The sequence below is a fragment of the Bacillus sp. JJ1127 genome, from assembly GCF_036965845.1.
Taxonomy (GTDB): Bacteria; Bacillota; Bacilli; order Bacillales; family Bacillaceae_G; genus Bacillus_A.
The window spans coordinates 1-1,653 of the sequence record NZ_JBALQK010000403.1 but is presented as its reverse complement, the minus strand read 5'-3'; the positions used below and the strand labels follow the sequence as shown (position 1 = coordinate 1,653).

Annotated in this window: 2 protein-coding genes; both read right to left on the bottom strand. The window is 30.4% G+C overall.

What is annotated here, in order from left to right:
- Positions 1 to 13 precede the first annotated feature (13 nt).
- Positions 14 to 1,372: a vWA domain-containing protein gene (locus V7183_RS25155; RefSeq protein WP_335361237.1), complete on the bottom strand. Its 1,359-nt coding sequence runs from the start codon at positions 1,370 to 1,372 to the stop codon at positions 14 to 16.
- Positions 1,373 to 1,415: 43 nt separating this feature from the next.
- Positions 1,416 to 1,653: topoisomerase C-terminal repeat-containing protein (locus tag V7183_RS25150; protein WP_335361236.1), on the bottom strand; the 238-nt coding region annotated here is incomplete at its 5' end.

Genomic DNA, 1,653 nt, shown 5'->3' with positions numbered 1-1,653 from the left:
TCATTATTTTATCCTATGGTCTAGATTGTTCTAGCCGTTCTTTCATTTTTTTCTCATTTTCACTAATAAGAGATATTAATTCTTTTTCCCTGTCGTTATAATATCTAGTAATCGTATCAAATCGGAGTTGTATAAGATTCTCAATATTTTGTTTTTTACCACTATTAATTACTCCTTTTTCATTTAGCAAAGAAACACTATTTTTCAGATTATAATTTTCGTTGTTAATGACATCATTTATTTCAATGTGAGCCTTTTTAATATTCATAAATAGATCCGCCCATTGTGTACCAAGACTGAGGTGTTGGTCAATTTTCCAATTTTGCCATTCCTTATATAACTTTTCATACTCTTTATTAAGAGTTTGATGTAATTCATCTGCGTTACTGACTGTTACATAATTCCCTTTGCCTGCTTCTGCAGTATTTTTTAATTGCTGTTGCTCATTATTTTTCACATCAAAACCTATAATATTAACTACTGCATGTATACTTGATTGGTTTAGGTATTTAGCTACTTCAACCGGATTTCCGCCACAAGTTTCTTCTCCATCACTAACAATATATACAACATTTAAATTTTCGTCGCTGGTATACTCCTTAAAATCATCATTTACAGCCTGAATAGCTGAAGCTAATGGTGTCCAGCCTTTTGGATTAAATTTTGATAAAGCAGTATTGAATTCTTCTTTGTTATAAGGCTTTAATGGGTACATAACTTCAGAAGAACCACAGGATAAATTTTTATCCCCTTCATTGTTACTTCCTCTATGTCCGTAAACCCGTAACATTACATTTGTATCATCAGGAAGCTTATCAAGATAATTTTGTATTGCTTTCTTTGCCGCTTCCATTTTTATTTCACCATTAACTTTACCACCCATACTACCACTTGAATCTAATAAAACTTCCACATTTAGAGCTTTATTTTTAGGTATATTAGAATCTATGCTTTCATTTTTTTGATCTTTTATTGCTAATTCAGGAATAATTTCTTCTAACTTTTGTACAGCTTCTTTATAATTTTGAGCTTGCAAATTAAGTAATTGTACATAAATTTGTTCTGCAGTTAAATCTTTAGGTAAATTTATTAATTCTTTATTAAGTTCATTAGTTTCTTGAGGTGTAAGTGCTGTTTTTTTGGCATATTTACCTGGTCCTTCTTGAATCATTAATGATGCATTTGTAGCAAACAACGATTCATATGTCTTGGCATCCTCTTTTCTAATTTCTTTTTTGCTATTTTCCTTTTCAACTACTTCACTTTTTGCTTCATTAGATTTAGAAGGCATAGTATCGGACTTTGAACACGCAGTAATAAATAAACAGAATCCTAACGCTATTCCAATTGCATTAAATAATGCTCTCCCCACATTAAAACCTCATTTCTCCCTTCAATGACAACAAACTCGAAGTTTATTTTTGATTAAAAATTGAAATTTGAAGGGTCCTTTCTTTCTTTACCTCTTTTTCTTTATTTTCAGGTTTTTTAAACTCTAATTTACTAGCTGCTACGTTATATGATAAAACTGCACTAAAAAGATCCTCGCCCTTCTTAAACCCTTTAATGGTATTTGTTTTTCCATCTTTTAATAATTTTTTAACTTGTGCATTTGATATTTTCTTGCCCAATATCTGGTATGTCAACACGAAA